This is a genomic window from Tepidimonas alkaliphilus, assembly GCF_007556595.1.
In the GTDB taxonomy this organism is placed as follows: Bacteria; Pseudomonadota; Gammaproteobacteria; order Burkholderiales; family Burkholderiaceae_C; genus Tepidimonas; species Tepidimonas alkaliphila.
This window is the reverse complement of record NZ_VJNB01000002.1, coordinates 290,478-310,483: the sequence shown is the minus strand read 5'-3', so window position 1 is coordinate 310,483 and position 20,006 is coordinate 290,478. Positions and strand designations below refer to the sequence as shown.

At 70.4% G+C, this 20,006-nt stretch carries 19 protein-coding genes; 11 read left to right on the top strand and 8 right to left on the bottom strand.

The features are described from left to right. Positions 1-74 precede the first annotated feature (74 nt). Positions 75-752, bottom strand: coding sequence for a ribulose-phosphate 3-epimerase (gene rpe, locus Talka_RS03575; RefSeq protein WP_143889728.1), 678 nt, complete (start codon positions 750-752; stop codon positions 75-77). 154 nt (positions 753-906) lie between these two features. On the opposite strand from rpe, the gene thiL reads away from it, so the two are divergent. From thiL to Talka_RS03555, 4 genes are read left to right on the top strand one after another with little or no spacing between them, the layout of a single operon-like run. Beyond that, positions 907-1,932: a thiamine-phosphate kinase gene (thiL, locus tag Talka_RS03570; RefSeq protein WP_143889727.1), complete on the top strand. Its 1,026-nt coding sequence runs from the start codon at positions 907-909 to the stop codon at positions 1,930-1,932. Further along, on the top strand, positions 1,929-2,717 hold the full coding sequence (locus Talka_RS03565; protein ID WP_143889726.1) for an NUDIX hydrolase: 789 nt from the start codon (positions 1,929-1,931) through the stop codon (positions 2,715-2,717). Before thiL ends, Talka_RS03565 begins: the two co-directional genes overlap by 4 nt. Continuing rightward, complete coding sequence (locus Talka_RS03560) at positions 2,714-3,265, top strand: phosphatidylglycerophosphatase A family protein (protein ID WP_143889725.1); 552 nt, start codon at positions 2,714-2,716, stop codon at positions 3,263-3,265. Before Talka_RS03565 ends, Talka_RS03560 begins: the two co-directional genes overlap by 4 nt. Before the next feature lie 5 nt (positions 3,266-3,270). Beyond that, on the top strand, positions 3,271-3,771 hold the full coding sequence (locus Talka_RS03555; protein ID WP_425472625.1) for a CinA family protein: 501 nt from the start codon (positions 3,271-3,273) through the stop codon (positions 3,769-3,771). Positions 3,772-3,781: 10 nt separating this feature from the next. On the opposite strand, the gene Talka_RS03550 is transcribed toward Talka_RS03555, so the two are convergent. Further along, positions 3,782-4,612: a YecA/YgfB family protein gene (locus Talka_RS03550; protein ID WP_143889724.1), complete on the bottom strand. Its 831-nt coding sequence runs from the start codon at positions 4,610-4,612 to the stop codon at positions 3,782-3,784. A 26-nt stretch (positions 4,613-4,638) separates the two neighbouring features. After that, complete coding sequence (locus Talka_RS03545; RefSeq protein WP_221933846.1) at positions 4,639-5,691, bottom strand: hypothetical protein; 1,053 nt, start codon at positions 5,689-5,691, stop codon at positions 4,639-4,641. A gap of 69 nt (positions 5,692-5,760) precedes the next feature. On the opposite strand from Talka_RS03545, the gene Talka_RS03540 reads away from it, so the two are divergent. Next, positions 5,761-8,265 carry a Lon protease family protein gene (locus tag Talka_RS03540; RefSeq protein WP_143889722.1) on the top strand — a complete coding sequence of 835 codons (2,505 nt, stop codon included), beginning with the start codon at positions 5,761-5,763 and terminating at the stop codon, positions 8,263-8,265. A gap of 7 nt (positions 8,266-8,272) precedes the next feature. On the opposite strand, the gene Talka_RS03535 is transcribed toward Talka_RS03540, so the two are convergent. Continuing rightward, positions 8,273-9,406 carry an SGNH/GDSL hydrolase family protein gene (locus tag Talka_RS03535; RefSeq protein ID WP_143889721.1) on the bottom strand — a complete coding sequence of 378 codons (1,134 nt, stop codon included), beginning with the start codon at positions 9,404-9,406 and terminating at the stop codon, positions 8,273-8,275. 288 nt (positions 9,407-9,694) lie between these two features. Here Talka_RS03535 and Talka_RS03530 point away from each other — a divergent pair, with 288 nt between their 5' ends. Beyond that, the gene (locus Talka_RS03530; RefSeq protein WP_185970046.1) at positions 9,695-11,353 is read left to right on the top strand and encodes a methyl-accepting chemotaxis protein; all 1,659 of its coding nucleotides are present in this window, start codon (positions 9,695-9,697) and stop codon (positions 11,351-11,353) included. Positions 11,354-11,389: 36 nt separating this feature from the next. Here Talka_RS03530 and Talka_RS03525 read toward each other — a convergent pair whose 3' ends face one another. Together Talka_RS03525 and Talka_RS03520 are read right to left on the bottom strand one after the other, a co-directional pair. Then, a complete protein-coding gene (locus Talka_RS03525; RefSeq protein ID WP_143889720.1) occupies positions 11,390-12,784 on the bottom strand; it encodes an aminopeptidase P N-terminal domain-containing protein in 1,395 nt (464 codons plus the stop codon). A gap of 70 nt (positions 12,785-12,854) precedes the next feature. Beyond that, a complete protein-coding gene (locus Talka_RS03520; RefSeq protein ID WP_143889719.1) occupies positions 12,855-13,574 on the bottom strand; it encodes a nucleotidyltransferase family protein in 720 nt (239 codons plus the stop codon). Positions 13,575-13,667: 93 nt separating this feature from the next. Between Talka_RS03520 and Talka_RS12220 the strand changes: the two genes are divergently transcribed. Next, entirely contained in the window at positions 13,668-13,802 is a 135-nt protein-coding gene (locus Talka_RS12220) for a hypothetical protein (RefSeq protein ID WP_281289641.1), read from the top strand. A gap of 99 nt (positions 13,803-13,901) precedes the next feature. Here Talka_RS12220 and Talka_RS11900 read toward each other — a convergent pair whose 3' ends face one another. Next, positions 13,902-14,213, bottom strand: a complete 312-nt coding sequence (locus tag Talka_RS11900) for a hypothetical protein (protein ID WP_221933845.1) — start codon at positions 14,211-14,213, stop codon at positions 13,902-13,904. 235 nt (positions 14,214-14,448) lie between these two features. On the opposite strand from Talka_RS11900, the gene Talka_RS03510 reads away from it, so the two are divergent. The 3 genes from Talka_RS03510 to Talka_RS03500 are packed head-to-tail and all read left to right on the top strand — an operon-like array spanning position 14,449 to position 17,581. Then, positions 14,449-15,417: a LysR family transcriptional regulator gene (locus tag Talka_RS03510; protein ID WP_143889717.1), complete on the top strand. Its 969-nt coding sequence runs from the start codon at positions 14,449-14,451 to the stop codon at positions 15,415-15,417. Position 15,418: 1 nt separating this feature from the next. Continuing rightward, on the top strand, positions 15,419-16,267 hold the full coding sequence (locus tag Talka_RS03505) for a metallophosphoesterase (RefSeq protein ID WP_143889773.1): 849 nt from the start codon (positions 15,419-15,421) through the stop codon (positions 16,265-16,267). A 21-nt stretch (positions 16,268-16,288) separates the two neighbouring features. Continuing rightward, positions 16,289-17,581: an HD-GYP domain-containing protein gene (locus Talka_RS03500; RefSeq protein ID WP_143889716.1), complete on the top strand. Its 1,293-nt coding sequence runs from the start codon at positions 16,289-16,291 to the stop codon at positions 17,579-17,581. Between the two features lies 1 nt (position 17,582). Here the strand turns inward: Talka_RS03500 and Talka_RS03495 are convergent, their stop codons facing one another. After that, complete coding sequence (locus Talka_RS03495; protein WP_143889715.1) at positions 17,583-18,506, bottom strand: LysR family transcriptional regulator ArgP; 924 nt, start codon at positions 18,504-18,506, stop codon at positions 17,583-17,585. Between the two features lie 154 nt (positions 18,507-18,660). On the opposite strand from Talka_RS03495, the gene Talka_RS03490 reads away from it, so the two are divergent. Next, on the top strand, positions 18,661-20,001 hold the full coding sequence (locus tag Talka_RS03490; RefSeq protein ID WP_143889714.1) for a D-amino acid dehydrogenase: 1,341 nt from the start codon (positions 18,661-18,663) through the stop codon (positions 19,999-20,001). Positions 20,002-20,006: the final 5 nt, after the last annotated feature.

Here is a 20,006-nt window from a genome sequence, read left to right as displayed (position 1 = left end):
CAAAGTCCACCCCCGTCGCACGCGAGAAAACCCCACCGTGCGTCACGGCGGTGACGAAACGCAGGTTGGGCGCCTCAAGCTAACGCCGCGCGCATTTGGTCGATGACAGCCTTGTAGTCGGGCTTGCCAAAGATGGCGCTGCCGGCGACGAAGGTATCGGCGCCGGCGTCGGCCACGCGGCGGATGTTGTCGGCCTTGATGCCGCCGTCCACTTCCAGCCGGATGTCCTTGCCGCAGGCGTCGATGCGGCGGCGCGCCTGCTCGACCTTGCGCAGCGCGCTGTCGATGAACGACTGCCCGCCGAAGCCCGGGTTGACGCTCATGATCAAAATGAGGTCAAGGTCGTCGATCACCCAGTCCAGCACGTCCAGCGGCGTGGCGGGGTTGAACACCAGCCCCACCTGGCAGCCGCGCGCCTTGATGGCCTGGATGCTGCGATGCACATGGATGCTGGCATCCGGGTGGAAGCTGATCAGGTCGGCCCCGGCGTCGGCGAACATTTGCGCCAACGCATCCACCGGCTGCACCATCAGGTGCACGTCCAGCGGCACCGGGCGCCCGTCGGGCGTCTTGCAATGCGGCTTGAGCGCCTGCGCCACCGCCGGGCCGATCGTCAGGTTCGGCACGTAGTGGTTGTCCATCACGTCGAAGTGGATCCAGTCGGCGCCGGCGGCGATGACGGCGCGCACTTCTTCGCCGAGGCGGGCAAAGTCAGCCGAGAGAATGGAGGGGGCGATGCGATACTGAGGCATGGCGGTGGGGAAAGTGGCCAACGAACGCGACGCGCAAGCGGCGCCGTAACTGGGTTACATCCGCCGTATTGTCAGGCAAAACGTGCGTCCGCGCATCTTGCGTCATGCATTTTGGATTTGCGCGCGCCGCCGCGCCGGGCATCACAATCCACCCATGGGCGAATTTGAACTCATCCGCCGCGTGTTTTGGCGCGCCACCGGCGCAACTCCTGGGGTGTGGCTGGGCAACGGCGACGACGCGGCGCTGCTGGCGTCCTCGCCAGGCTGCGTGCTGGCGGTCAGCAGCGACATGCTGGTGCAAGGGCGGCACTTTTTGCCGGACGTCGAGCCGCAGGCGCTGGGCCACAAGGCGCTGGCGGTGAACCTGAGCGACCTGGCGGCCATGGGGGCGCGGCCGCTGGCCTTCACGCTGGCGCTGGCGCTGCCGCGCGTTGATGAGGCGTGGCTGCGCGCGCTGGCCGAGGGGATGCTGACGCTGGCCGACGCGCACGGCTGCGCGCTGGTGGGCGGCGACACCACCGCCGGCCCGTTGACGCTGGCGCTGACGGTGTTCGGCGAGGTCGCGCCGCAGCGGGCGCTGCGGCGCGACGCGGCGCGCGTCGGCGACGACGTTTGGGTCAGCGGCGCGCTGGGCCTGGCGCGGCTGGGGCTGGCGCTGCTGCGCGGGGAGCTGGCCATGTCCGGGGCACAGGCCGAGGCGGCGCGCGCGCAGCTGCTGCGTCCGACGCCGAGGGTGGCGCTAGGGCAGGCGCTGGCGGGCCTGGCGCACGCCGCCGCCGATGTTAGCGACGGGCTGCTGGCCGACCTCGGGCATATCCTGGCCTCCAGCGGCGTGGCTGCCGAACTGGACGTGGAGGCGCTGCTGCGCGAGGCGACGCCGCCGGCGGTGCGCGATCTGCCGCCGGCGCTGGCCCTGTCGTTTGTGCTGGCCGGCGGCGACGACTACGAGCTCGTCTTTACCGCCCCAGCGGCGCGCCGCGACGCCGTGCAAGCCGCCGCCGCCCGCGCGGCCACGCCGGTGGCGTGCATCGGGCGCATCGTGCCAGGCGAGCCCGCCGAGCATCCGCTGGCCGACGGCGCCGGCCGCGTGCGCCTGCTCGACACCCAGGGGCGCCCATACCCGCTGCCGGAGGGAGTGCGGCTGGCCGGCTTCGACCACTTCGCTACCATTGCGGCATGACCGAACCGCGCCGCGCCGCCCCCGCCGACGAGCCGCCCCCGCGCGATGCCGCCAGCGTCGTGCTGCTGCGCGATGGCGCGGCGGGTCTGGAGGCGCTGTTGCTGCAGCGCCCCTCGGCCAGCCGAGAGCTGGGCGGCGTGTTTGTGTTTCCCGGCGGCAAGGTGGACGCCGCCGACGCCGACCCCGCCTGGCAGGATTGGCTTGGCGCTGCGGCGCAGCTGCTGCCTGCTCGGTTGGGAGAGCCAGCCCTGACACCGGGGCAGGCGCGCGCGCTGCTGGTGGCCGCCGCGCGCGAGCTGCGCGAGGAGGCCGGCATCGCGTTGGACAGTGGCGCGGCGCTGGTGCCGTGGTCGCGCTGGATCACGCCGTGCAACCCGCCGGTGGGCACGCAGCGCTTTGACACGCGCTTCTTTCTCGCGCGGCTGCCCGACGGGGCCGAGGTGCGCCCGGATCCGCGCGAAGTCAGCGCGGCGCTGTGGCTGACGCCGCGCGAGGCGCTGCGTCGTGCTTGGGAAGGCGCCATGGCGCTGATTCCGCCGCAGCTGATGGGGTTGGCGCAGCTGGCGCGCTACCCCAGCGTGGCGGCGGCGCTGCAAGATGCGGCGGCGCGGGTGCCGCCGTGCATCCTGCCGCAGCTGTTTGAGTTGGATGGCGAGCGCGCGATGTGCTACCCCGGCGATCCGTTGCACCCGGTGCGCGAGCGCGCGCTGCCCGGGCCGACGCGGCTGCGCCTGGCGCGCGGGCGCTTCGAGCCGTTCGGCGGCTTTGAGGAGTGGTTTGCATGAGCGATTCCACCCGAGCGCCGGCAGGGCTGCCGTGGCCGGTGCCGTCGGCGCGCTTCATGCGGGCCCGGCTGTCGCATCTGGTGGCGCTGGGCTTCGGGGCCGGACTGGCGCGGCTGGCGCCGGGCACGGTGGGCACGCTGTGGGGTTGGGCGGCCTACGCGCTGATCGAGCGGCTGGTCGCGCCGGGCGATGTCGGCTGGGCTGGCATCGTCGCCGGGGCATTGCTGGTCGGTTGGTGGGCCGCCACTGCCACCGCCCGCCGCACGGGTATCGACGACCCCAGTTTCGTGGTGATCGATGAAATCGTTGCGATCTGGCTGGTGCTGTGGATCGCGGCGCCGGCCACGCTGCTGGGGCAGGCGCTGTGCTTTGCGCTGTTTCGGCTGTTCGACGCTGCCAAGCTTGGCCCGGTGGCGTGGGCCGACCGCGCTTTCAAAGGCCCGGGCTGGCGCGGTGGCTGGGGCATCATGTTCGACGACCTGGTGGCGGCGTTTTGCACGCTGCTGGTGGTGGCGCTGGCGCGTTTCCTGTGGGGAGGGGTGGCGTGAGCGGGGTGTTGCCGCTGTGGCTGCCGCCGGCGGTGTGGGCCGAGGTGGAGGCGCTGGCGCAGGCGCTGCCGGCGCGCGGCTGGCGGCTGGCCACCGCCGAGAGCTGCACCGGCGGGCTGGTGGCCTCGGCCTGCACCGCGCGCGCCGGCAGCAGCGACTGGTTTGAGCGCGGTTGGGTGACCTACGCCAACGCCGCCAAGACCGCCGAACTTGGCGTGCCGGCGGCGCTGATCGAGGCGCACGGCGCGGTCAGCGAGCCGGTGGCGCGCGCGATGGCGGCGGGCGCGGCGGCGCGCGCCGGGGTGGCGGCGGCGCTGGCCGTCACCGGCATCGCCGGCCCGGGCGGCGGCTCGGCGGCCAAGCCGGTTGGCACGGTGTGGTTCGCCTGGTGCGTGGGAGGCCAGGTGCACGCCGAGTGCGTGCGCTTCGACGGCGACCGCGCCGCGGTGCGCGCGCAGGCCGCCCTGCACGCGCTGGCCGGGCTGCGCCGGCGGCTGCCCGACTAGCGCAGCGCGCTCAGGCGGCGGCGCCGCAGCATTTTTTGAATTTTTTGCCGCTGCCGCACGGGCAGGGGTCGTTGCGGCCCGGCTCGGGGGCCTTGCGCACGGTCGGCACCGGCGCGCCCAGCTCGCGCGCCAGGTCGTGCAGCGCGTAGGCGGCCCAGATCGCCTCGCCAAGGGCGTTGAGGCGCGCCTCGGAGTAGCCGATCGGCTGGCCATCGTCGTCCGGCGGCAGCGGCGCTTCGGTGTCGTCGTCCAGCAACGCCGCGATGTCGGCCAGCGCCCCTTCCCACGCCTGAGCCAGCTCGCGCTCGCGCGGCGGTTTCCAGTCGTCCGGCCACGCGGCCACCACGTCGAGGAAGCCCACGGCCCACAACTGCCCGATCGGCGGCAGCTCATCCAGCGGGTGCCCGAGCGCGTCCTGCAGCTGCTGCCGCTTGTCGGCGCCGAGGCCCATGGCCCAGCCGCGCAGGTCGTGCCAGCACGGCTGCAGCGTGCGCGGGTCGTCCAGCGTCTCCACCGGCTGCTGCAGGGCGTGCGCGACCTCGTTCCAGCGCCGCATCCACAGCTGCAGGAAGGTCTGCAGCTGCGCCTCGTCACGGAATTCCACCGCGCCGAATCCCGGGCCCGAGCCCGGCTCGGCGCCGAACAGCACGGGAAAGTATTCGCTTGGCATCATCAGCCGGCGCGAACACAAGAGCGCGGTCAGAAAGCCGTCGCAGTACTCCCAGTCGTCCGGCGCCTGCGCATCTTCGCCAGCGCGCGTGGCCAGATCATGCAGGATGTCGTTGAGGGTGTCGAAGTCGTCGTCCGCCAGCGCAGCGGTGGGGGGCGGGGGCGTGTCCATCGCTGCAGTGTAAATCGAACGTCCCCTTACGCCACCAAATCGATCTGTTGCAGAAGGCGCGCCGCGCCGGTTTCGGCCAGATACAGCCCGCTGGCGCGCACCAGGCCCGCCACCGCGCCGTCGTTGGTGCGCAGCGTCCAGGGGCTGGCCACGCGGCCGGTGTGCAGCGCACCTACGCCCGCTTCGCGCAGCGTCAGCAGCCGCCCCGGGTCGTGCGCGCCGGTGCGCACCCACACGCGCAGCGCTTCGAACGCCGCGTCGGCCTCGTCGATCCAGCCGTTGCCGTCCTCATCCAGCGCCGCCAGGTCTGCAAAGCCGTCGCCGCTGAGCGCGCCGAGCACCTCGCGGCCATCGTCGATGCGGCCATTGCCGTCGCGGTCCAGCACCAGCCAGCCGGCGCCCGGCGCCGCAAACGGCACCGCCTCGGTCTGCCCGTCGGCGTCGAGGTCGAACGCAAAGCGCCAGTTGCTCAGGCCGATCGGGTTTGTGTCCAGCGCGATCATCAGCGGGTCTTTGGTGCGCTGCGCCCGCGCGGTTACCGCCTCCACTTGGAGCCGCTCGTGATGCAGCTCCAGTTTCAAGTCCAACGCCAGCGTGCGTCCGTCGGTCAGCGTGATTTGACCTTGGGCCCACACTTGCAGCGTGCTTTGCTCGTGGCGCACGTGCAGGCGCGTGACTTCCAGCGCCAGTGCCGGCGTGGCAGGGGTGGCGGTGGGCGTCTCGATGGATCGGTCGGCTTGCAAGGCCTCGGCGCGCACAACGCGCACGCGCAAGCCTGTCATGGCCTCCACCAGCCGCGCCAGCACCGCCAGGCGCGGCTCGCGCAAGGAGGGTTCGTTGCGCACCGCGTCGGCGCCGCAGGCTGCGCCGTGTTCCTGGGCCCGCGCCCGATCCGGGGATGGGGGCGTGCCCGTGGATGGAGCCGTCGGGGCCGGCGGTGCTGGGCGCAGCAGCCCTCGCGCGGACGCAGGGTCAGGGGAAGGCTGCTCGCGACCGATTCGCTGCGTGATCGAAGTGTGCTGGCGCACCCGCTGCTCGTGCCGGGCCGCCAGATGGAGTTGACTGTGTTCGATGCGCATGCCTGCGTTATCGACGCCGCGGCAGCCGCCTTACAGGCCGCGGCGACGAACGGCGCTAGACTGCCGCGCATGAACGACGAACGGCCTGACAACGCGGTGCCCGTCGCTGCGGCGGGCGCCGGCGCGCCCGCGCCGCTGCCCCCCAGCGCGCTGCGGCTGCGCATCGACCCAGCGCAGCTCGGCTTTGCCGACACCGACGAGCTGGCGCACGAGCCGCTGCCGTGGATCGGGCAGGCGCGCGCGCAAGCGGCGGCGCGCTTCGGGTTGGAATTGGATCAACCGCGCCATCACCTGTTCGTGCTCGGCGCCGTCGGCACTGGGCGGGCCACGCTGATGCAGCAGGAGATGCAGGCGGTGGCCGCCAAGCGTCCGGCGCCGCCCGATCTCTGCTATCTGCACAACTTTGAAAACCCCCAGCAGCCGCGCGCGCTGCGCCTGCCGGCGGGGCAAGGGCGCGTGTTGCGCCAGCGCATGCAGGAGTTCGTGCGCACGCTGCAGGCCGACATCCCCAAGCGCCTGAGCGAGCCCGGCTTCAAGGCCGCGCTGTCGGCGCTGGAGAAGAACTACGCCGACCGCGAGGCGCAGGCGTACGCGGAGCTGGCAGCCTTTGCGCGCCAGCGCCACTTCGCGCTGCGGCGCGAGGGCGGGCAGCTGATCTTCACGCTGCTGGACGAGGACGGCGAGCCGCTGTCGGCCGAGGGCCTGGCGGCGCTGGACGAGGCGCGCCGGCGCGCCTACGACGACGGCGAGCGCGAGCTGCGCGCCGAGATCCTGCGCTTCCTGGAAGTGACCGCGCCGCTGGAGCGCGCGCTGCGCGAGGGCGTGCAGGCGCTGCGGCGGCAGGCCGTCAAGCCGCTGCTGGAGCGCGAGCTCGGCGCCGTGCGCCAGGCGCTGCGCAAGCAGTTCAAGGACGCGCGCAAGCTCAACCAGTGGCTCGACGGCATCGCCGCCGACGTGCTCGATCACCTGGATCTGTTCGAGCCGGGCGACGCCGAGGACGAAACCGAGCGGCGCGAGGCGCTGGAGCGGCGGCTGCAGCGCTACCGCGTCAACCTCGTCGTGGACAACGCCGACACGCAAGGCGCGCCGGTCATCGTCGAGAACAACCCGCTGTACCGCCCGCTGTTCGGCAGCATCGAGTACCAGACCGACAACGACGTACTGGTGACCGACTTCAGCCGCATCCGCGCCGGCAGCCTGCTGCGCGCGCACGGCGGCTTTCTGATGCTGCACCTGCGCGACCTGCTGGCCGACGAACTGGTGTGGGAAAAGCTGCGCCGCGTGCTGCGCAGCGGCCGGCTGCAGATCGAGGAGCCGGGCACGATGTTCTCGGCGCTGGCCACCACCTCGCTGGAGCCGGAGGCGGTGGACATCGACGTCAAGATCGTGCTGATCGGCACGCACAAGCAATACTACGCGCTGCAGGAAGGCGACCCGGAATTCGCGCGCCACTTCCGCGTCAAGGTGGATTTCGACGACAGCTTCGTGGCCGGGCCCGACACCTGGCGCGCCACCGGCGTGTTCGTCGCCCACACCGCCGCGCGCCGCGGCCTGCCGCCGTTCGACGCCGCGGCGGTGGCGCGCCTGATCGAGGACAGCCACCGCCAGGCCGAGGATCGCACGCGCCAGAGCGCCGTCTTCGCCCGCACCGAGACGCTGGTGATCGAGGCCGCGCAGCACGCCCGCGCGCGCGGGGCCCGCCTTGTGGAGCGCGCCGACGTCGAGCAGGCCATCGCCGCGCGCAACCGCCGCCACGACGGCCCCGAGCAGCGGCTGCGCGCCGCCATCGCCGAGGGCGACCGCGTCGTGCACTTAAGCGGCGCGCGCATCGGCCAGCTCAACGGCCTGTCGGTGCTCGACCTGGGCGACTACGCCTTCGGCCTGCCGATGCGCGTGGCGGCGCGCACCGTGCCGGGCCACGACGGCCTGCTCAACATCGAGCGCGAGGTCGAGCTCTCCGGCCCGATCCACGACAAGGCGGTGCTGATCCTGCACAGCTACCTGTCGGCGCTGTTCGCCCCGCTGGCGCCGCTGGCGCTGACCGCCTCCATCGTCTTCGAGCAGGAATACGCCGGCGTGGAGGGCGACTCGGCCTCCTGCGCCGAGTTCTTCGCGCTGCTGTCGGCGCTGGCCGGCGTGCCGCTGAAGCAGTCGATCGCCGTCACCGGCGCCCTCAACCCCTTCGGCGAAGTGCTGCCGATCGGCGGCGTCAACGAGAAGATCGAGGGGTTCTTCCGCGTCTGCGCCGCCGCCGGGCTGGACGGCACGCACGGCGTCATCATCCCGGCGCGCAACCGCCGCCACCTGGTGCTGGCCGACGAGGTCGTCGAGGCCGTCGAACGCGGCCGGTTCCACGTCTGGGCCATCGACCACGTCGCCGAAGGCATGACGCTGCTGAGCGGCGTGCCGTTCGGCCTGGCCGACCCGCGCGCGGCCACCGCGCCGCTGGATGCCGCCGGCCAGCCGGCCTACGCCCCCGGCTCGGTGCTGGCGCGCGCCGCCGAGACGCTGCGCGCCTACCGCCGCGCCTGCCTGCGCGCCGGCAGCCCGCGCGCCTGGCGCGCCCGGGGGTGAGCGATCGTCACACCCACCCCCGCGCCCGCAGCGCCTGCACCACGAGCCGGCCCATCAGCGCGTTGGTGTGCGGCGTGCCGTGGAAGTTGTCGGAGAAGACGTAGCCGTTCCACCACGCGCCGCCGGCGCCGGCGGGCGGGTTGGCGGCCAGCAGCGCCTCGGTGCAGGTGGCCAGGTTGTAGCTCGGCAGGCCCTGCGCGTCGGTGCCGGCGGCGGGGCAGGCCGGAGTGGTGGTGTTGGTCAGCCCGTAGGCGGCAGGGTTGGTCAGCCACTGGTCGAGCGCGGCGCGGAAGTCCACCAGCGCCACGCGGCTTTCACCGGCGAGGCGTTGCGCCAGCCGACCGTTGAAGGCGTCGAGCCAGGCGCGTGCCATCGTGACCACCTGTTGCGCCGCGGCGGCGCCAGCCTGGCCGCCCCCAGCGCCTGCGGCCACCGAGGTCAAGACCGCCGCGAAGCGCGGCGTGCGCGCGACGTCTGGCGCGTTGAGCACCACGACGCGCCGCGCACCTTTGGCCAGCGCCTCGGCGGCGAGCGTGTCGGCCAGCCGGTCGGCCAGAGCCGCCATGTACGCGCCTCCGGCCTGCGCGAGGCCGGAGGCTCCCGCCGCTGCCGCCGCCACCTGATCGGCCGGCAGCAGCTCCGCCAGCAGGCTGGTGTAGGCTGCCCCGCCGTCGCCTGTCGCGGACAGATAGGCGCCGATCAGGTCCGCCAGGTCGTTGCCGCCGCCGTCCACCAGCAGGATGTCCTGCGCCGCGTAGCCGCTGGCCCCCAGCGTGCGCAGCTGCTGCAGCACGGAGTAGGGGGTCGCATCGCCGGCGCTGCCACGCACGTTGAGACGCGCGCCTCCGACCGCGTGGCTGGTGCAGCTCGCTCCCGCCGGGTCGGGTTCGATGGCGCCGCTGGAGGGATCGCCGCGGTAGCGGGGGCAAAGCGGCGCGACGTCGGCGGCATCGGCCACCACGTCGGTCCAGATGCGGGTGGCGTTGCGGCTGGCGGCCTGCACCGTGAACTTGAAGCCGAACGTGCCGGCGTCGGCCAGACTGTCGCCCGCGACCTTGACGGCCGTGACGTCCGAGCCGCCACCACAGGCAGTCAAGACGGCCGCCACGGCAATGGCGGCCAAGCGAGGCATCCAGCGCATGGGAGACTCCTTTCGGACAAATCTCCGATCTCCATTGTAAAAATCCGTGCGCATTTGCTGATATTCGGGTTTTCCCTCGTGCTGTGTCGGGGGGTGATCTCGAGAGTGATGGTTGCATGCAATACCCGGCACGGTACCAGGTTCTGCTGGCGCGATAGGGTTTGATGTAGGTCAAAGGATGCGGATGATGCAGCGGGCAAGATGTTCGCTGTCATTGTCGCTCGAGTTTCGAGCTCGATTTTTCGTCTCTGCGAGCGATCTCCTCCTTCCTGTTTTTTCGCGGATCGCATGTCAACGCCGTCGTTGGGGCAGTCTCTGGGATTGGCCGGGGTGGTTCAGTCGCCGGCATGGGCACCGTCCGGGGCTTTCCGGGTGATCGTGGCGCCTGGGGTGCGGTGCTTTCAGCGTCTGCGTTTTGCTGGCAAGGCGCTGGTCATCTCGCTGAGCTTTATGCTGCCGATGATCGCGCTCATCCTCGGCTTGCTGGTCACTCAGGCCCGAGATGCTCGGCAGGCCCGCATGGATGCCACGCGCCAGCATGTCGAGGTGGCGCATGGGGTGCTGGTATGGGCGCATGGCCTGGAGCAGTCCGGTCAATTGAGCCGGGCGGAGGCGCAGGATCTGGCCAAGCGCGCGGTCGCGGCATTGCGTTACGACAGGGTGGAGTACTTCTGGATCAATGACATGGAACCCCGGGTCGTGATGCATCCAGTCAATCCGAAGCTGGACGGTCAGCCGGCCGGCGACATTCGTGATCCGAATGGATTCGCTCTCTTCCGGGGTTTCGTCGATAAGGTGCGAAGCGAGGGAGAGGGGTTTGTTGCCTATCAGTGGCCGCGTCCGGGCAGCGACGAACCCGTTGACAAGCTATCCTACGTGAAGGGATTTGCTCCTTGGGGTTGGGTCATCGGGTCGGGCATCTATGTCGACGATCTGCGCGCGTCCGAATGGCGGCGCTGGAAATGGGTGGGGGGTGTTTCGCTGCTGGCGCTGTTGGTGTCCGGCTATCTGTTTTTCAGTTTCTACTGCGTCATGAGTTCCGGGTTGCGCGAAACGCGGGAACATCTGCAGGCCATTGCCCGGGGTGACCTGACGCGCACGCCGCAACCCCATGGGAGTGACGAGACGGCGCAACTCTTGTTCGATTTGCGGGCCATGCAGGATGCCTTGCGCCACATGGTCGAGCAGGTTCGGGCATCGAGTGATCGGATCGTTCAGGCCAGCGCCGAGATCGCCGCGGGTGCGCACGACTTGTCTGCGCGTACCGAGGCGACCGCCTCCAATCTGGAGGAATCCGCCGCGTCGATGGAGCAGATCGTGGCGGCGGTGCAAAGTGGATCGTCCTTGCTGGACGAGGCTGCGCGGACGGCCCGCGACAGCGCACGCGGCGCCATCGCTGGCGGGCGGGTCATGCAGGACGTCGAGCGGACCATGGCGGACATTCGGCAGTCCTCGCAGCGCATTGGTGAAATCATCGGCACGATCGACGGTATCGCGTTTCAGACCAACATCCTGGCGCTCAATGCCGCAGTGGAAGCTGCCCGGGCGGGTGAGCACGGCCGCGGTTTTGCCGTGGTGGCTGGCGAGGTGCGCAGCCTGGCGCAGCGCAGTGCCGCCGCGGCGCGCGAGATCAAGGCCCTCATCGACGCCAGCGTGGCGCAAGTCGGGGCGGGTGCTCAGGTGGTGGTTCAGGCCGGGCAAGCCATGCGCGACATCGTCACGTCGGCCGAGCGCGTCGACCGGCTGCTCGAGCAGGTCGCGAACGGCGCACAGGAGCAGCATGCCGGCATTGCGCAGGTGGGACAGGCGCTGCAGGAGCTGGACCGCATGACGCAGCAGAATGCTGCCCTGGTCGAGCAGACCGCCGCCGCCACGGCATCCTTGCGCCAGCTCGCGCAGTCACTGGCGCAGGAGGTGGACCGATTCGTGTTGCCGCAGCGGGCTTGATCAGGTGGCGGGCGTCCAACGCCGGGGGGTTGACCCTCACCCCCGCATCAGCGCCTCGATCGCGTCGGGCTGCACCGGCACGTCGCGCGTGATCAGCTCGCAGCCGTGCTCGGTGACGACGGCGTCGTCCTCGATGCGGATGCCGATGTTCCAGAACGCCGGCGGCACGTCCTCGGCCGGGCGTACGTAGAGGCCCGGCTCGATCGTCAGCACCATGCCGGGGCGCAGGATGCGCGCCGGGCGGTCGAGGATGGTCTCGCCGCTGAGCGGGTCGCGCCGCGGGCTGGCCTGGCCGATCTCGCTCGGCTCGACGTAGCTGCCGACGTCGTGCACGTCCAGACCCAGCCAGTGGCCGGTGCGGTGCATGTAGAAGCGGAAGTAGGCGCGCTGCTCGATCGCGTCGTCCAGCGTGCCGACCTGTTCGCGCTTCAGCAGCCCCTCGTCGAGCAGCCCCTGCGTCAGCACGCGCACCGCGGCCTCGTGCGCGTCGGTGAAGCGCGCGCCGGGGCGGGTGGCCGCCACCGCGGCCTGCTGCGCTGCCAGCACCAGCTCGTAGAGCGCGCGCTGCGGGCCGCGAAAGCGCCCGTCGGCCGGGAAGGTGCGCGTGATGTCGCTGGCGTAGCCCTCGAGCTCGCAGCCGGCGTCGATCAACACCAGCTCTCCGGGGCGCACCGGGGCCGTGTCAGCACGATAGTGCAGCACGCAGGCGTTGGCCCCGGCGGCCACGATGCTGCCGTAGGCCGGGCCGCTGGCGCCGTGGCGGCGGAATTCGTGCAGCAGCTCGGCCTCCAGGTGGTACTCGCGTACCTCCTGCCCGGCGCGCAGCCAGGCGGCGCAGCGCTGCATCGCGCGCACGTGGGCGCCGGCGCTGATGCGCGCGGCGCGGCGCATCACGTCGAGCTCGTGCGCGTCCTTGACGAGGCGCATCTCGTCCAGCAGGCTGCACAAGTCGCGCTGCGCTTCCGGGCACAGCACGCCGTAGCGCACGCGGGCGCGCACGCGCTGCAGCCAGCCGTCGAGGCGCGCCTGCAGCCCCTCGTGGGTGGCGAACGGCCACCAGACGCTGCGACGGTTTTCCAGCAAGGGCGGCAGGCGTGCGTCGAGCTCGGTGACCGGATACGCCTCGTCGACGCCGAGCGCGGCCGGCGCGGCCTCGGGCCCGAGGCGGTAGCCGTCCCAGATCTCTCGCTCGGGATCCTTGGGCTGGCAGAACAGGATGCTGCGGCCCTCGGCGGTCAGCACCAGCCACGCCTGCGGCTCGGCAAAGCCGGTCAGGTAGAAGAAGGAGCTGTCGAAGCGGTAGGGGTACTCGTTGTCGCGGTTGCGCGGACGCACCGGCGCGGTCGGCACAAGGGCGATGCCGCCTTCGCCCAGCTGTTGGGCTAAGCGTGCGCGGCGATGAAGGTAAAGCGAGGGGTCGGTCGTGGTCATGCACCCTATCATAGGATGCGTCGCTGACCGATACGCCTAACGTGTGGCGCGGTGGCCGCAGGAGCGTCGGTCAGGTGGCAGGGGCTTGCAAGGCTGCCAGGCGCTGCGGCGTGCCGACATCTGTCCAGGCGCCCGGCCAAACTTCTGCGCTCACGCGCCCGGCGGCCATCGCGCGGCGCAGCACAGGGGCCAGCGGCGCCACCGCGCCATTCGGGTTGCCAGGCGGGATGTCGCACCACGGCGGGCGAAACAGCGCATGGCGCAGCAGCGCGATCGTGCTGTAGGTCCAGCGCGGACGCGGGTCGTCGGCTGGCAAGTCGAGTGCATGACCTTCGTCAAGGCCAAAGTCGCCAGCTGGGTGATGCGGAGGGTTGGGCACCAGCCACAGATGCGCCAGGTCGGCACGGCGCGCGAAGGCGGCGCGGCGCGCCTCGTCGAACGCAAAGTCCGGCGCGTACACGTCGCCGGCCACCAGCCAGAACGGATCCTCCAGCCGCGGCAACGCGCGCGCGATGCCGCCGGCGGTCTCCAGCGCGTGGCCAAAGTCCTCCCCCTCCATCGAATAGGCCAGCGCCACCTCGCCCCAGGGGGTATCCTGCACGGCCCCCAGCGCCGCCGGAATTTGCGCGCCGAGCCACGCCGTGTTGATCAAAACCCGCCGCACGCCGCCTCGGGCGAGCGCGTGCAAATGCCAGATCAACAGGGGCCGGCCGCGCACCGGCAACAAAGGCTTGGGCATGTGATCGGTGAGAGGGCGCAGCCGTTGCCCGCGTCCGGCCGCCAGCACCATGGCTTGCGCCGGCAGGGATGACGACGATGCTGCCGATCTCGGAGTTTGACTAAAATCAATAGGGTCGCTCACTGAAGCAGGAGTTGCAGCGCTATGGCCCATCCATCTGACAGCGTTCGCGAGCCCGACGCCGCCGAATCGATTGTGCACGTCATTCCGTGGCTGATCCCGCTGGCTGGTGCGATTTTGATGTTTTTGCTGGCCTTTATCGCCGTCATGATGGGCTGAGCTGGCCGAGCGGATCGCGGGCTTGCGGGGCTGCGTGCACCGCTGCCCCGTGTGCCGTTATGCCCTGCGCCCCTCACAGCGCGTCGCGCGCGGTTTATCTCAAATGTAATACAGGTTGAATTGTCGCCCGGCTGGCATCTCGACCGATTTGGTTGGCTGGGGCGCCGTTGGATTCGGAGCAAGACCGGCTTGCGCGAGGGCTTTGGCTCGCAGTCGGGCGCGCGCCCGCGCGTGACTGCGCGCCCAGGCATCCAGAGCGTAGGTGAGGCGGCGCGCCGCATGCCGAGCCGGCGAAGCGAGCACCAAGCTGCCGAAAAACACCACGGCCCACATCAACAGCCAGGCGGTCACCAGGCCGTCTTGCGACCACGGCCCGATCCAGCGATCCGCGGCCACGGCCAAAGCGGCCACGCCCGCGGCCAACAGCAGGGTGCTGAGCGCTCGCGGCGCAGTGGCGCGCCGTGCTGCCTCCACGGCTGAGGACCCAGCGGCGGCGGGCCAAGCATCCGAAAGCTTGCCCGAAGAAGCCAAAGCGGTGGAAGGGTTCATCGTCGTGCCCTTAATGATGCGCTGCACAACGTAAGATTAGGGAAAACCCTAGACAAAGGCAAGTTTGAATTACCAATGAATTACATTCACAGCGTGAATGTCTAAGGTCAATTTCCGCACGCTGGATCTCAACTTGCTGCGCGTCTTCGATGAAGTCATGGCTGAGCGCAGCCTGACGCGCGCGGCGTACAACCTGGCGCTGTCGCAGCCGGCGGTCAGCAACGCCTTGAGGCGGCTGCGCACGCTGCTGGGCGACGAGCTGGTGCGTCGCAGCGGCTACGGCGTGGAACCCACGCCTTACGCGCTGCAACTATGGCCAGCCGTGCGCGAGGCGTTGCAACGCCTGCGCGCCTCGCTGGCGCCCGGGCCGTTTGAGCCGTCGCAGGCACAGGACGTTTTTGTGCTGGCCATGGCGGATGCTACCGCCTCCAAAGTCATTCCTGGCTTGGTGGCAATCTTGGATGCGCAAGCGCCTAGCGTGACGCTGCGCGTGTTGCCGCTGACCACGCGCGACCCGCGCCCTTTGCTGGACGGCGGCGGGGTGGATCTGGCCATCGGTTACTTCCCGGGCGTGCTGGCGGAGCTGGGCGCCACCCATTTGCAAGAGCAAGCCCCCCGTTTTTTTTGGCGGCGGCTCTACCAAGGGCGCTATGTGGTGGCCATGCGCCGCGGGCATCCGCTGGCGCAGGCGCCGCTGACCTTGGATGCCTATTGCGCGGCCAGGCATGTGCTGGTGAGCTTTTCCGGGCGACCGTTCGGCTTTGTGGATGAAGCGCTGGCGGCGCTGTCGCGGCGGCGGCGCGTTGTGTTGACGGTTAACCAGTTTTTTACCGCCGGGCAGGTGGTGGCCCGCTCCGACCTGCTGACGGTGCTGCCGCAGCATTTTTTGAGCGCAACCGGGCACGCCGAGGCGCTGGCCACGTTGCCGCTGCCGCTGTCCGTGCCGCCGGTGCACGTGGACATGCTGTGGCATCGGAGCACCGAGGGTAGCGCCGCGCACGCCTGGCTGCGTCAGGCGGTGCAGCGAGCTGTAGCCGCAACGGGGCTGGAGGCGCGCGATGCCTGAGCTGCGCATTCAGCTGCTGTCGGACTTGCACCTCGAGGCGCACCCCGGCTGGCGGCCGCAGCCGGCCCCTGGCGCCGACGTGCTGGTGCTGGCCGGCGACATCGGGTCTTACCAACGGGATCGGGCTGGCCAAGTCAAAATGGTCGAGCCGGACTGGGGGCTGGCGCGCTTCGCCCGCTGGCCGGTGCCGGTGCTGTTTGTGCCCGGCAACCACGAATACGACGCGCTGGATTGGGATGAGGCGCACGCCGGCCTGCGCGCAGCTTGCGCGCGCCACGGGCTGGTGTGGTTGGAGCGCGCCGAGCACGTGCTGCGCGGCGTGCGCTTCATTGGCACCACCTTGTGGGCCGACTACGACGCGCTGGCCGATGTGCCTGAGCGCCGCAAGGGCAAGGCGCGGCCGATTGCGGATGCACCGCGCCACCGCGAGCGCCAGCGCGAACGCGCCTTTCGCGCCGCCAACCACTACCTCGCGCAGGCGGCCACGCGGCGCCATGGCGCGTTGTTTGACGCCGCCGCGATGCGCGAGGAAGCCTTGGCGTGCCAGCGCTGGCTGGCCGCCGCGCTGGCCGAGCCGTTTGCCGGCCCCACCGTGGTGGTGACGCACTTCGCCCCCAGCCTGCGTAGCGCCGACCCGCGCTACGGCCTGCAGCCCGGCACCGCCGGCTTTTGCAACGCGCTGGATGAGCTGCTGGCGCACGCCGATCTGTGGCTGCACGGGCACGTGCACTGTCGCCACGACTACCGCGCCGGGCGCTGCCGCGTGGTGGCCAACCCGCTGGGTTACGCCGACAAGGGTGAGCAAGCCGGCCACGATCCGCTGGCTGTGGTGACCTTGGCCTGGTCCTAGGCAGGCGTTATCATTTCTGTCATGCTCAAGCGGATCCGCGTGGAAGACGTTCGGCTCGGCATGTATATCCATGGGTTTGCCGGATCGTGGTTTGACCACCCGTTCTGGCGTAACCGTTTTTTGCTTGACGATCCTGCGGATCTCGAACGCATCCGCTCCAGCGCGGTCAGGGAGGTTTGGATCGACGTGCGCCGCGGCGCGGATGTGCCTGCCAGCGTCGCTGTAGCGGAAGCCGTCGAAGCGCCTGAGGCAGAAGCTGAAGCGGCGACGCAGGCCGAGCCGCAGCCTGAAGTCTGCGCCGCGCAGGCCGAGGCGGCGCGCACTTTAGCGGGGGCAAGCGCCTCCGCGCGCTACTGGCAAGAGTTGCAGCGGGCCGCGCGGCTGTTGGCCAGTGCGCGCGCGGCGGTGCAGGACATGTTTCAAGATGTGCGCATGGGCCGCGCTATCGATCGGCAGGTGATGAAAGCGGTTGCGGAAGAAATCGCCGCCAGCGTCGAGCGTCATGCCGGTGCGCTCATCAGTCTGGTGCGCGTCAAAAGCGCTGATGAATACACCTACTTGCACTCAGTGGCGGTGTGCGCGCTGATGGTGGCCTTGGCGCGCCAGCTTGGGCTGCCCGATGAGCAGGCGCGCGCCGCAGGGTTTGCGGGACTCCTGCATGACGTGGGCAAAGCAGACATTCCGCTGCAGATTTTGAACAAGCCGGGTCGGCTGACCGAGGAGGAGTTTGCCATCGTGCGCGAGCACCCGCGCAGGGGCTGGCAGCGCCTGCGCGCCGCCGGCATCGACGACGAGAGCGCGCTGGATGTGTGCCTGCACCACCATGAGCGCATGGACGGCGGCGGCTACCCCGATGGCTTGGCCGGCGAGGCGATCTCGCTGATGGCGCGCATGGGTGCGGTGTGCGATGTGTATGACGCCATCACCTCCAACCGACCCTACAAGGCGGGCTGGGATCCGGCGGAGTCGCTCAAGCGCATGGCCACCTGGAAAGGCCATTTCGATGAGCGCATTTTTCAGGCGTTTGTGCGCAGCTTGGGCATTTACCCGGTCGGCTCCCTGGTGCGCTTGTCTAACCTGCGGTTGGCCGTGGTGGTGGAGCAAAACCCCCACAACCTGCTGCGGCCGGTGGTCAAGACGGTGCTGTCGCTGCGCAGCGGCGAGCGCTTGATCCCTGAGCGCGTCGATTTGTCCGCTCCGGGCTGTCGCCTGACCATTGAGCAGCGTGAAGACCCTGCGCAGTGGAAGATTCCTGATCTGGACGAAATCTGGTCCGGCATTCCCGGCTTGGGCCGCCAGGCTGCTGGCGTTTGAGCTAGCCAGACAGCGGCTCGAGCTGCTGGCGGGCAGTCTCGCGCAACGCGGCGCTGACGCGCGCCAACGCTTCCGACGGCAGGCTCCAGCAATGCCAGTGTAGCGCTACCCCGTAGCGCACGCGGGGGGCGACATCCACCAGCGTGCCATCGGCCAAGCCCGGCTCGGCCAGAGCGCGCGGCACCACCGAAATCCCCCAACCGGCGCGCGCCGCGCGCACCTGGCCTTCTGAAGACGGCACGAAGGTTTGCTGCAGCCCCACCTGCGACAGACCGAAGGCATGGCAGACGAAATCGCGCTGCAAATCGTCTTTGCGGTTGAAGGCGATGAACGGCACGCGGTGGAAGTTGTGCGCGGTGAGCTCGCCTCCCAGCTGCTGCGCCAGGGCGGGGCTGGCTACGGCGACGTAGGGCATGCGACCCAGCGGCTCCAGCCGGCAGCCGCGCAGAGCCTGCGCCAACGACGTGACGCAGCCCATCACCTGACCTTCACGCAGCCATTCGTGGGTGAAATCCTGATCGTCGTGGATGATTTCCAGCGCCACGCCGTCGTGGATCAAAGGCGTTAAAGCGTCCAGCACCCAGGTGGCGATGCTGTCGGCGTTGACGGCAATGGACAGCCGACCTTCGTCACGCGCCCTTTGGGCCAAGGTTGGATCCAGCTCGCGCAGCTCGCGCGCCAAATCAGCCCGCAGCAGCCGCATCATCTTGGCGTGCTTGATCAGCCGCTGGCCGGCCGGCGTCGGGCGCACCGGCCGGCTGCGCACCAGCAGCACGGTGCCCACTTGCGCCTCCAGCGCGCGCAGGCGCTGCGAGACCGCCGATTGCGTGATCGACAACCGCTGCGCCGCGCGCTCAAAACCGCCCTCTTCGACAATGGCCGCCAGGCACTCTAGGGCGTCAGGGTCAAAGATTGGCGTCGTCATCGTTCGATTATAAGTTTTTCTGATGAAGAAGGCGTTTCGTCAATAAGGCTTTTGTTTGCCATCGGGGTAAGCCACACTGCGCGCTGCAATTTCCTGCCAACAACATGACTCTGCCCCCGGCGGCAGGGCGTCGATTCGTTCAAGGAGAAGGCCCATGCGAGTGGTGGTTTTGGGCGCGGGCATCATTGGCGCGTCCACGGCATGGCATCTGTTGCAGCGCGGGCACGAGGTGGTGCTGGTGGATCGCCAGCCCGACGCGGCGCTGGAGACGAGCTTTGCCAACGCGGCGCAGATTTCGGTGAGCTACTGCGAGCCGTGGGCCAACCCGCAGGCGCCGTGGAAGGCGCTGAAGTGGATGTTCGACCCCACCGCGCCGCTGCTGTGGCGGCCGCAGCTGGACTGGGGCCAGTGGCGCTGGCTGCTGCAGTTCCTTGGCCAGTGCACCGACCGGGCGTTCGAGCGCAACGTGGCGCAGCTGGTGGCGCTGGGGCGCTACAGCCACGCCACGCTGCACGAGATGGTGGCCGCCACCGGCATCGACTACCCGCGCAGCCAGCGCGGCATCGCGCATGTTTACAGCGATGCGCGCGCCTTCGACGAGGCGGCTGCCGCCGCCGAGCTGATGCGCCGCCACGGCGTGCAGCGGCAGGTGATCGGGCGCGACGAGCTGCTGCGCATCGAGCCGGCGCTGAGCGCCTGCGCCGAGCGCATCGTCGGCGGCACCTACACCCCCACCGACGAGCACGGGGATGCGCGTGTGTTCACGCAGGCGCTGGCGCGCGACTGCGCGCGCCGCGGCGCGCAGCTGCTGTTCAGTCATGACATCGAGCGGCTGGAGGTGGCCGGCGGCGCGGTGCAGCGCGTGCACCTGCGCTGCCGCACCACCGGCCAGGCGCGCGCGCTGCAGGCCGACGCCTACGTGGTGGCGTGCGGCTCTTACTCGGCCCCCTTGCTGGCCAGCGTCGGCATCCGCGTGCCGATCTACCCCGGCAAGGGCTACAGCGCCACGCTGCCGCTGCGCGATCCGGCGCGCGCGCCGCAGGTCAGCCTGATCGACGACGCGCGCAAGATCGCCATCTCGCGCCTGGGCGAGCGGCTGCGCGTGGCCGGCACGATCGAGCTGGCCGGCTTCGACCTGCGGCTGGACACCCCGGTGGCGCAGGCGCGCTGCCGCATGCTGCTGCAGCGCATCGAGCAGCTCTTCCCCGGCGTGGCCGACACGCGCACGCCCGAGCAGGGCGGCGAGCCGAACTTCTGGTGCGGGCTGCGGCCCGCCACCCCGACCAACGTGCCGCTGATCGGGCGCCTGCCGCTCGAGCGCCTGTGGATCAACGCCGGCCACGGCACGCTGGGCTGGACGCACGGCGCCGGTTCGGGCCGGGCGCTGGCGGAGCTGCTCAGCGGCCAGCGCCCGGCGCTGGCGTTTCGTTTTGTCGGCTTCGAAGCCTCGAGCTCAGCGCCCCAGTCGGTTGCGGCGCCCTCGGCCGCGGTTTGACGACC

Excerpts from the sequence above, each read along its gene's own strand:
- rpe (WP_143889728.1), bottom strand. The coding sequence starts at position 752 with ATGCCTCAGTATCGCATCGCCCCCTCCATTCTCTCGGCTGACTTTGCC.
- thiL (WP_143889727.1), top strand. The coding sequence starts at position 907 with ATGGGCGAATTTGAACTCATCCGCCGCGTGTTTTGGCGCGCCACCGGC.
- Talka_RS03565 (WP_143889726.1), top strand. The coding sequence starts at position 1,929 with ATGACCGAACCGCGCCGCGCCGCCCCCGCCGACGAGCCGCCCCCGCGC.
- Talka_RS03560 (WP_143889725.1), top strand. The coding sequence starts at position 2,714 with ATGAGCGATTCCACCCGAGCGCCGGCAGGGCTGCCGTGGCCGGTGCCG.
- Talka_RS03550 (WP_143889724.1), bottom strand. The coding sequence starts at position 4,612 with ATGGACACGCCCCCGCCCCCCACCGCTGCGCTGGCGGACGACGACTTC.
- Talka_RS03545 (WP_221933846.1), bottom strand. The coding sequence starts at position 5,691 with ATGCGCATCGAACACAGTCAACTCCATCTGGCGGCCCGGCACGAGCAG.
- Talka_RS03540 (WP_143889722.1), top strand. The coding sequence starts at position 5,761 with ATGAACGACGAACGGCCTGACAACGCGGTGCCCGTCGCTGCGGCGGGC.
- Talka_RS03535 (WP_143889721.1), bottom strand. The coding sequence starts at position 9,406 with ATGCGCTGGATGCCTCGCTTGGCCGCCATTGCCGTGGCGGCCGTCTTG.
- Talka_RS03530 (WP_185970046.1), top strand. The coding sequence starts at position 9,695 with ATGTCAACGCCGTCGTTGGGGCAGTCTCTGGGATTGGCCGGGGTGGTT.
- Talka_RS03525 (WP_143889720.1), bottom strand. The coding sequence starts at position 12,784 with ATGACCACGACCGACCCCTCGCTTTACCTTCATCGCCGCGCACGCTTA.
- Talka_RS03520 (WP_143889719.1), bottom strand. The coding sequence starts at position 13,574 with ATGGTGCTGGCGGCCGGACGCGGGCAACGGCTGCGCCCTCTCACCGAT.
- Talka_RS12220 (WP_281289641.1), top strand. The coding sequence starts at position 13,668 with ATGGCCCATCCATCTGACAGCGTTCGCGAGCCCGACGCCGCCGAATCG.
- Talka_RS03510 (WP_143889717.1), top strand. The coding sequence starts at position 14,449 with ATGTCTAAGGTCAATTTCCGCACGCTGGATCTCAACTTGCTGCGCGTC.
- Talka_RS03500 (WP_143889716.1), top strand. The coding sequence starts at position 16,289 with ATGCTCAAGCGGATCCGCGTGGAAGACGTTCGGCTCGGCATGTATATC.
- Talka_RS03495 (WP_143889715.1), bottom strand. The coding sequence starts at position 18,506 with ATGACGACGCCAATCTTTGACCCTGACGCCCTAGAGTGCCTGGCGGCC.
- Talka_RS03490 (WP_143889714.1), top strand. The coding sequence starts at position 18,661 with ATGCGAGTGGTGGTTTTGGGCGCGGGCATCATTGGCGCGTCCACGGCA.